An 8,897-nucleotide genomic window follows, 5' to 3' on the forward strand; every position below is an offset into this window, starting at 1 on the left:
CTGTGAGTTCAGCAACTGAGAGCGCCACGGCGGGGTTTCTGGTCTGGCGCTTGTCGATGAAATGGCGGGTGGCCGTCGACCGGGCGGTCGCACCGCTGGGCCTGACCCATGCCCAGTACTCGTTGATGGCGTCGTTGTACGGCATGGGGCACTCCGGGCTGCAGCCGAGTCAGCGGCGGCTCGCCGACCACACAGGGCTCGAAGCGTTGTACGTTTCCAAGCTCGCTCGCGCCTTGGAGGCCGCCGGACTCGTCGCCCGCACCCGGGACCCGAGCGATCCGCGTGCCATGCAGCTGTCGCTCACCGAGCAGGGGCGCGACGTCACGCGCCGCGCGATCACGGTGGTCCAGGGCCTGTTGGACCAGTTGTTGGAGCCGCTCGGGGGCCAGGACAGTCCGCGCACAAGGCAGTTCACCCGCGAGCTGGCGACCCTGCTCGACGCACCTCTTGATCCATACACCGAGAACGAAAAGGAGCAGTCATGACCACCACCGCACCCACCGTCAACGGCCGGGTCATAGCCTTGGCGCACTATGCCGCGCGTGCCCTCCTGGAGGGCGTGCTGGCCCGTCACGGCGCCACGTTCCACCAGAGTGTGACGCTCCGGGTCGTCATGGTCGAGGGCGGGTCCATCGGCTACGGCGAGCTCGTCCGCGACGTCACGGGCTCGCTGAAGACCGACGAGTCGGTCGTGCGCGCCGTGATCGAGGAGCTGACGGCCGCGGAGCTTCTGGAAGAGGATCCGGCGGAGGGGTCCCGGATGCGTCTCACGGACGCCGGACGGGAGCTGTACGAGGGCACCACCGCTGAGACCGCCGAGATCTCCGCCCGGCTGTACGCCGGTATTCCGGCCGAGGACCTTGCCGTCGCGGGTCGCGTGCTGGCACTGATCACGGAGCGCGCGAACGCCGAGTTGGCCAATGCCTGAGGTTCTGCCTCGCGGCTCTGTCGCGCGGTTCTGCACCGCCCGTCACGATCGGAGCGAGATCATGAACACGGCGGCGGTCGCGGTGTCCAGGAAGACGTATCGGGCCTGGTGAAACCGCGGCCGCGTGCCGACACCTGATCCGGCTGGCGGCCACCGGCCCGACCACTTCCTGGAACTGCCGGAACGCTGTTCCACTCGGCGGCGGCCTTGGATTCAGCTCATCGCGGCACGATCCCGTGAAGGACCGAGTCCACGATCTGCTCCGAGAAATCGGCGTCGGGCAGGGGCGTGTCGCCATGGAGCAGGGAGCGTGAGAGCACGGGGCCGACGATGAGTTCAGCGATCAGCTCCGGGGGCAGGCCCGCGCGGATCTCCCCGCGGCGCTGGGCAGCCGCGAGCAGGTCGTACAGCGCCTGTCGGCGCGGGCCGATGACCTCGCGGAGGAAGGCGGCGTTGGCCTCAGGCAGCGTGCGTATCTCCGCGGTCAGGACAGCGAGGTTGCTGCCGCACTGTTCGCTGAGGTACGTGCGCCGGACACCCTCCAGTACCTGGAGCAGCGCCTCGCGCAGGGGCAGTGCGGAGAGGTCTGTGTCGTCCTCGGTCTCGGCGGCGAGGCGCTCCAGAACGTGCAGCAGCAAGGCTTCCTTGTTCGGCCAGCGCCGGTACAGGGTGGCCTTGCTGATGCCGGCCTCGGCGACGATGGCCTCCATCCGCATCGCCCGCAGGCCGATGCCGCGGTGCATCAGCCGCAGCATCGCCTCCACGACCTTGTCGTCGATGCCCTGGGTGCGGGGCCTGCCCCGGCGGGGCGAGGCGGGGAGTGCGGTGCCAGGTGTGGTCGCTGCGTTGTCCGTCATCGGTCCATCCTCGTCGGCGTGGGCGCGTACTTGCGCTCGCATACCTCGCCCTGCTGAGCACTTCGTAGTCACCTGCGTCATGCCTGTCGGTGGGTGAAACGTGCACCCGACGTTGTGGACCAGGTCGTCGCCGAAGACCTTGGCCCGGGTCCGCCGTGAACGATCAGCACCTCCAGTCGCTCCGAGGCAAGAGCGACTTGTACCCATAGGAGGTGACCAGCACTTTCTTACCCGGGCGCACGACCTCCTTGCCCCCTTCGTAATCCGTCTTGTACCACAGGCACCATTCCTCGCTGGTGCGGTTCCACACCGACCACCCTCCCTTGGGCAGGTTCTGCAACGCCGTGTTTCGGGCGCCCTTGGTGTAGGACGCCATGGCGCCCTCCATCTGACCTCGTGAGTAGAGGCAGAGGTGTTCGATGGCGCAGGGCTCGGCCGCTCGGCGCGTCGGCGCCGCGGCCGCAGCGGGTGCGGTGAGGAGTACGAGAGAGGCCGCCAGGACGGCGCTCTTGCGGATCACGTTCGTGACGAGCACTGCAACTCCAGAGGTCCGGTTGTGATCTTTCAACTGGATCGTCCCGGAAGAGCCAGGGCGCCGCCTATCGCTTCCAGGAGGTAACCGGCGTACCGCATGTTGACCAGTCCACGAGGCGATGCACAGGGGCAGGGTCAGGCCGCGCCGACGCCGCGCAGGAAGGCGTCGGCGACGAGGTCGGCCGCCTGTGGGGGATCCACAGCCGGGAACCGGTGGGCGATGCTGTCGACGAGTGCGTCGAGGACTGCACGCGCCCAGGCCGCGTCGATGTCGGCGCGCAGGTAGCCCTCATCGCAAGCGCGCTGGACGAAGGCGCTCAGACGCGCACTCTGTGCTGCGCGACGAGCGTTGGCTTCGGGGTCCTTCTGCATCATGCGACGGGTATCCACAGGCCACTCTCGGCTGACGGGAATGATCCCCTCCAGATAGCGGTGGAGGGCGACCGGCACCGGCGCCTCGGTGAGCCGTGCCTCGTCGAGAACGCGCTCGGACGAGTCCAGTTTGGCCTGGAAGACCGCGCGCAGCAGCGTCTCCCGGTTCGCGAAGCGCCGATGGACGGTGGTGCGGTCGACACCCGCCGCCGCAGCGATGGCTGCCATCGATGCGCTCGGGTCCTCCGCCAGGAGGCGGGCCCCGGTCCGGAGGACGGAGGTCAGGTTGCGTGCGGCATCGGCTCTCATGGTCCGGCGATCCTATCGGACAGTGGTGGTTAGGGTGCCATTGTCCCATGGTGAGATGCACCTCATCTATTTAATGCAACATCGACGTTGCAGTTCTAGCGATAACACTTACATTGGAGTCGCGTCCTGGAGGGCGGCAAGACACGACAGCGACGATGAGGAGTGCGCCATGACGCGGACTTGGCTGATCACCGGTGGTTCCCAAGGGCTGGGCAGGGCCCTGGTTCTCGAGGCTCTGGCGGCCGGTGACCGAGTCGTTGTGACGTCGCGCAGACCGGAGGTTCTGGCGGAGCTGAAGGCGGAATATCCGGAGCGGCTCGAGACCGTGGCGCTGGACGTCACGTCCCCGTCCGAGGCCAGGGGTGTGGTCGCGGCCGCTGTGGAGCGATTCGGCACCATCGACGTCGTCGTGAACAACGCCGGTTATGCCACGAGCGGTTCGATCGAGCACTTCCCGGAGGACGAGTTCCGGGCGCAGGTCGAGGTCAACCTGTTCGGTGTGATCAACGTGACCCGGGCTGCCCTGCCCTGCCCGTGCTGCGCGGCCGGCGGTCCGGACACATCGTCCAGATCTCGTCCATCGGTGGGCGGGCCGGCGGCACGCCTGGGCTCAGCGCCTACCAGACGGCGAAGTTCGGGGTCGAAGGGTTCTCCGAGGTGCTGGCGAACGAGGTGGCCCCGTTCGGCGTCAAGGTGATCATTGTGGAGCCGGGCGGTATCCGCACCGGCTGGGCGGTCGGCGCCGCGGCGGCGTCCGGCCCCGTCACGCCCGACTATCAGCAGACGGTCGGCGCATGGCTGGAGCGGTTCGCGGCTTACAGCGGCAACGAGCCCGGCGACCCCGCTCGAATGGCCCGCGCCGTCATCGCCGCCGTGGACGCGCCGGAGCCGCCGCGTCGGCTGCTGCTCGGCGGCGACGCTCTGGGAATCGCGGTCAGCGCCGAGCGGTCCCGCCTCGCGGAGGCCGACGCATGGGCCGAGGTCAGCCGCTCCACTGACCACGAGACCGCTTGAGGCATTCCGATCCCGGGGTGGGTACCAGCAGCCTCCGCATCCGCGCCCGCCGTACCTGGGTCTCCTCCGCCACTGCGACACCACCCCTGCCCCTGGGTTCCCCCACCACGCTTCGCACGAGAGAACTGAGGATCATGACTGTTCGCGACCAGCTCTACATCGGCGGCTCCTGGGTCACCCCCAGCGCCCCCGGCCTGCTGCTCGACATCGTCTCCCCCCACGACCAGTCCGTGCTGGGCCGCGTCGCCCAGGCCGCGCCCGCCGATATCGACGCGGCCGTCGCCGCGGCTCGACAGGCCTTCGACCACGGTCCCTGGCCTCACACCACCCCCGAGGAGCGGCAGGAGATCATCCGACGCTACGAGGCACTGCGCGCCGCCCGCGCCGACGAGGTTGCCGCGGCCATTTCCGTCGAGAACGGCTCGGCCGGCTGGTTCACCAAGGCCGGTCAGCCCTTCCTCACCCGCCAGGTCAACGCCTACCTCAAGGCGGCCGAGGAGTTCGGCTGGGAGGAGGTCATAGAGCCCTCCGACCCGTCGGTGGCCTTCGACACCATCGTGCGGCGTGAGGCGATCGGCGTGGTCGCCGCGGTCATCCCGTGGAACTCGCCGTTCTCCGCCGCCACCGCCAAGCTGATCCCGGCCCTGTTGGCCGGTAACACCGTCGTCCTGAAGGTCTCCCCGGAGAACTCCCTCAGCATGATGCTGCTGGCTGACCTGTGGCACGAGGCCGGGCTTCCCGCAGGTGTGCTCAGCATCCTTCCTGCCGACCGCGAGACCAGCGAGTACCTCGTCTCCCACCCGGACATCGACAAGATCGCCTTCACCGGCTCGACCCGTGCCGGCCGCCGCATCGCCGCCATCGCGGGCGAGCACCTCAAGCGGGTCAGCCTGGAACTGGGCGGCAAGTCCGCCGCCCTCATCCTGGAGGACGCCGACCTGGACGCCGCTGTCCACGGCCTGCGCTTCGGCTCCCTCGGGAACAACGGGGAGGCGTGCATCCTGCAGACCCGCATCCTCGCCCCTCACAGCCGCTACGAGGAGGTCGTCACCGCTATCAGGGACATGGTCGAGTCACTCAAAGTCGGCGACCCCTCCGCCCCCGACACGTTCATCGGCCCGATGATCCGCCCCGACCAGCAGCAGCGCGTCATCGACTACATCAACATCGGCATCGAGGAGGGCGCCCGCCTGGTCACCGGCGGCCCGCAGATTCCCGAGGGGCTGGAGAAGGGCAACTACGTCACCCCGACCCTGTTCGCCGACGTCGACAACTCCATGCGCATCGCTCAGGAGGAGATCTTCGGCCCGGTCCTGGCCGTCATCGCCTACGACGACGAGGACGACGCCGTCAGCATCGCCAACGACTCGCAATACGGCCTCTCCGGCGGCGTCTGGAGCGCCGACTCCGAGCGTGCCCTGGCCGTAGCCCGCAGGCTGCGCACCGGCAGCGTCAGCCTGAACGGCTCGCCCATCAGCTTTGACGGCCCCTTCGGCGGCTACAAGGCCAGCGGCCTCGGCCGCGAGTACGGCAAGGTCGGCCTCACCGGCTACGTCGAGCACAAGTCCATCACACGGCTCCGGAGCCCAGGTGAGAGCGAGAGGTGATTGGCGCTCTGACCTGCGCCGGAGGCTGTCATCGGGTGGGTGCGGGGCAAGATCATTACGTCCCTATTGCGCAGGCGGCCTGTCGGGCGGTCGGTCCGGCCCGTATGGTCGAAGCATGATCCCGGGCCGCAGCGGGACACCGGACGGCGGCGCGGAGTTCACGGCGGAGAGCTTGGAGCCCGTTCTCAGGGAAGCATGCGCGACGGTTGCGCTCGACTCCCACGGGCCCGGTGGCTTGAGACGCGGGATTGCCCGGCCACGCGTGTGCCGGCGTCGGTTACGCAACCGCTCGTCGTTCGCGGCCTGCTGGTCACCTTCTGGGAGAGCGTCCAGGAGCACGAGGAGTACGCGACGGTCGGCGAGCTGGCCGATCTTCTGCGGCGCCTGCACTGGCTTGAAGAACCTGAATCCATGGGCCCGCCGTACTTCGACACGTTTGGCCAATCCGGCGGCGTCCCTCGACGGCTTGGACGGCGTCTCGGGGGAGGACCGGACGTTCCTGGAGGAGCGAGCGGCGAGCCTGGCCAAGGACTACGGCCGGTTGGACTTCGTCCTTCCCTTCGGCATGATCCACGGCGACGCCAGCATCGGGAACATCCTCCGCCATCGAGACGGGCACGCTGTGCTCATCGACCTGGGCGGCTTCCCTCTCGCACCACAGCCGTCATGGACCCGGTCGTCGCCGTCCGGCACGACGTCGGGTTCCTCAAGGAGGTCCTCAGGACCAGGATGCCCGCAGGCCTCGTGACAGGGCTCGTCTACGACGTAGAGACCGGACTGATCGAGGTCGTCGCCCCGACCGCGAGGGCCGGGGAGGAATAGGCACCGGCTTCGCCCACCTCGGCGAGGCTCACCACGGCATCGCCCGACAGAGGCGGCCGGGTTCCGCCCGGGAGGGCAGACCCGATGCGAGGGAGCCCCTGGGCCGGGAGGCGGTCCGCGCCTTCGAGACGGAACACGGGATCGCACTGCCCGAGCCCGACCGGACCTGCGTCGCGGAGATAGCCGACGGCTGCGGCTTCGGCCCGCCCGACGGATGACGAACTGGGCCCGATGCTGGATCCGGTCTTCGACCATGGGCCCGAGTTCGGCTTCACCATCGGCGAGTCCGGCTTCGCCGGCTGGTTCCGTCACTGGGTCGAGGGCAAGTCTTGGCAGGACGCAATGTGATCTCGAATGGCGGCCAATGGAACGTGAGGGTGGCTGGACGGCTGCCTGACACTGGTGTCGTGGACTGACCGTCTGGGAGCCAACGTTGCCTGAGAGGGCGGTTCGTGAGCTGATGCCTTTTCTCAGTGAGGCTGGGGCAGGGGCTGGACCCCTGTCTCATTCACATCCTCACGTCAGCGGCTCTCTGCCACGGCTACGCGACCCGACTGCAAGGATGATCGCCGCTGTGCCGGACCGCCGAGGGCGTGCGCGAGGGCGAGGAGGGTGTCGTCCGATACCACCCGCAGGCCGTACTCCGCGAGCAGTGCCGTCATCCGCTGCGGCCGCCACAGTGAGCGCCACGGCTCGCCCGACGTGGCGGAACTGCCGAGCACGCGTGTCAGCAGGCGCCCTGCGTCGGCCTTCACCGACGGCGCCTGATAGTTGACGACGAGTGCACTGCCCGGGACCGTCCGGGCGGCGAGAGCGGCCATCGTGGCACGCACCTGGTCGCGTGTGAGGTACGGGGCGACGCCTTCCCACAGCCATGTCGTCGGCGCGAACGGGTCATGCCCGGCGGCGTCCAACGCCGCACCGAGATCATCGACGGCGAAATCGACCGGTGTGAACTGCACGGAACGGGCGAGGGCCGGTAGCTCGGCGCTGGGGTGATCGCCCGCATCCGGCTCCCGCCCCACGTGCGCGGCTTCGGCGAGGCGGGCGCGCTTGTCCTGCTGGGAGGCCGGATGGTCGACCTCCCACACATCCGTCTGCGCGAGCTCGGGCAGACGCCACGCGCGCGTATCCAGACCGGCGCCGAGGATCACGAGTTGGTCGGTCACGTGGGCCCGCAGGGCGTCGTCGATCGCGACCATCCGCGGCACGACCACCTCGGCGCATGCCCGCACACTCTCGTACGCGGTGCGCGCCTGCCAGCCCTTGGGCGGAGTGCTCGCGCGCACCTCGTCCACGGGCGTCCGCTCTGCGACGCGCAGCAGCCGCACCGCCACCAGATCCGCGAACCGGCCTGTGGCAACCCGTCCGTCCGCGGCTGCCCGCCCCTGGCAGACCAGCACCGCCGTCCGGCTCGCCTCGCGCCCACTCTCCTTCATGGAGCCGTATTCAACACCACCCCCGCCCTGCCGACGTCAACAGCAACGTCGAGGCACGGTCCGGCTGGTCGCCACGGTCGTTTCCGGATAGTTCACGGGCGAGTCCACGCCGGTGCGGGCCGGGCAGCTCGCCGTCGGCGATTACGGCGAGGTGGCCGGCTTCCGGTCCGCGGGGTCCATCTCCACCGGCGTCGCAAGGGCGGCGACCTCGCCAGCGCCCTGATTGCGGCCTGGAACCACGCCTTAGCGCGGCTGCCTTGCTGTGACCGTCATCAAAGGATGGCCAGTCGTGGCGACAACGCCGCAGGTGAGCGGAGGATTGTCAACTACGGTTGGCCATTTTGAGCAGTGCAAGCTGGCAGACGTGGACCGCGTTGCCTCGTTCGGCCCATAGCGGTCGCTGCGGCGGATCAGTCGCGGTGTCATGACACTACGCCCCGCGCTCAGAGCGGATGCGCGTCGGGTTTCGCACCTCTGACCGGCGAACCCGTGCAAGTCAGCTTCGGAAGGTGGAGACAGTGACGCAGTTCAACAAGGGCGATCGTGTCCAGTACCAGGGACAGGACAACCAGAAGCACACCGGAGAGATCCGCCGTATCCAGGGTGAGTCGCCCCAGGCGAAGTACACCGTCCGCGACGAGAACACCCAAGCGGAAGAGCAGGTCGAGGAGCGGAGGATCGAGCGGTCGCTGTAACCACAGCATCGCGATGAGTCGCCCCCCTGCGAGGGCGGGCGACTCATCAGCGTGAGGGACTTGCTGTCCGGCGGCCGGCGTGTCGAGGCTCTGCTTCGCGAGTACGGGTGAAACGCAGCCCACCCGTGTCGAAGGCCCCCGGCATCCGCCGACGGAGTTCAGGGGGGGCATGGTTGGTGCTGCCCTTCAACGTGATTCGGCGGCCTGGACGCCCTCTGCGGCGCTTACTGAGGTTTTCAGGGTGGGGTCGGTGGGTCGATAGCCAGGCCGGTGGCGGTGAGGCAGCCGTCGGTCAGGTGGGGTCGGAGTTGGATCCTGCG

Annotated in this window: 9 protein-coding genes and 1 pseudogene; 6 read left to right on the plus strand and 4 right to left on the minus strand. The window is 68.8% G+C overall.

The features are described 5' to 3' along the window. Positions 1-2: 2 nt before the first annotated feature. Positions 3-485 (plus strand): MarR family transcriptional regulator, encoded by a 483-nt coding sequence (locus tag AB0L95_RS38190; protein ID WP_365170649.1) that lies wholly within the window; start codon positions 3-5, stop codon positions 483-485. Continuing rightward, positions 482-928: a MarR family transcriptional regulator gene (locus tag AB0L95_RS38195; RefSeq protein WP_365170651.1), complete on the plus strand. Its 447-nt coding sequence runs from the start codon at positions 482-484 to the stop codon at positions 926-928. The genes AB0L95_RS38190 and AB0L95_RS38195 overlap by 4 nt, the downstream gene beginning before the upstream one ends. 218 nt (positions 929-1,146) lie before the next feature. Here the strand turns inward: AB0L95_RS38195 and AB0L95_RS38200 are convergent, their stop codons facing one another. The 3 genes from AB0L95_RS38200 to AB0L95_RS38210 form a co-directional block, all read right to left on the minus strand. Continuing rightward, on the minus strand, positions 1,147-1,785 hold the full coding sequence (locus AB0L95_RS38200; RefSeq protein WP_365170653.1) for a TetR/AcrR family transcriptional regulator: 639 nt from the start codon (positions 1,783-1,785) through the stop codon (positions 1,147-1,149). A 163-nt stretch (positions 1,786-1,948) separates the two neighbouring features. Then, the gene (locus tag AB0L95_RS38205) at positions 1,949-2,320 is read right to left on the minus strand and encodes a peptidase inhibitor family I36 protein (RefSeq protein WP_365170654.1); all 372 of its coding nucleotides are present in this window, start codon (positions 2,318-2,320) and stop codon (positions 1,949-1,951) included. Between the two features lie 134 nt (positions 2,321-2,454). Beyond that, positions 2,455-3,000 carry a TetR family transcriptional regulator gene (locus tag AB0L95_RS38210; RefSeq protein WP_365170656.1) on the minus strand — a complete coding sequence of 182 codons (546 nt, stop codon included), beginning with the start codon at positions 2,998-3,000 and terminating at the stop codon, positions 2,455-2,457. A 169-nt stretch (positions 3,001-3,169) separates the two neighbouring features. Here AB0L95_RS38210 and AB0L95_RS38215 point away from each other — a divergent pair. The 3 genes and pseudogenes from AB0L95_RS38215 to AB0L95_RS38225 all read left to right on the plus strand — a co-directional run bounded on the left by AB0L95_RS38215 (position 3,170) and on the right by AB0L95_RS38225 (position 6,443). After that, positions 3,170-4,014: pseudogene (locus AB0L95_RS38215) on the plus strand (SDR family NAD(P)-dependent oxidoreductase). A 134-nt stretch (positions 4,015-4,148) separates the two neighbouring features. Further along, a complete protein-coding gene (locus AB0L95_RS38220; protein WP_365170658.1) occupies positions 4,149-5,621 on the plus strand; it encodes an aldehyde dehydrogenase in 1,473 nt (490 codons plus the stop codon). 666 nt (positions 5,622-6,287) lie between these two features. Next, on the plus strand, positions 6,288-6,443 hold the full coding sequence (locus AB0L95_RS38225; RefSeq protein ID WP_365170660.1) for a hypothetical protein: 156 nt from the start codon (positions 6,288-6,290) through the stop codon (positions 6,441-6,443). A 521-nt stretch (positions 6,444-6,964) separates the two neighbouring features. On the opposite strand, the gene AB0L95_RS38230 is transcribed toward AB0L95_RS38225, so the two are convergent. Then, a complete protein-coding gene (locus tag AB0L95_RS38230) occupies positions 6,965-7,882 on the minus strand; it encodes a class I SAM-dependent methyltransferase (protein ID WP_365170662.1) in 918 nt (305 codons plus the stop codon). Positions 7,883-8,400: 518 nt separating this feature from the next. Here AB0L95_RS38230 and AB0L95_RS38235 point away from each other — a divergent pair. Continuing rightward, positions 8,401-8,577 (plus strand): hypothetical protein, encoded by a 177-nt coding sequence (locus AB0L95_RS38235; protein WP_365170664.1) that lies wholly within the window; start codon positions 8,401-8,403, stop codon positions 8,575-8,577. The last annotated feature ends 320 nt before the right edge of the window (positions 8,578-8,897 follow it).

It is taken from the genome of Streptomyces sp. NPDC052036 (assembly GCF_040680495.1).
Lineage (GTDB): Bacteria > Actinomycetota > Actinomycetes > Streptomycetales > Streptomycetaceae > Streptomyces.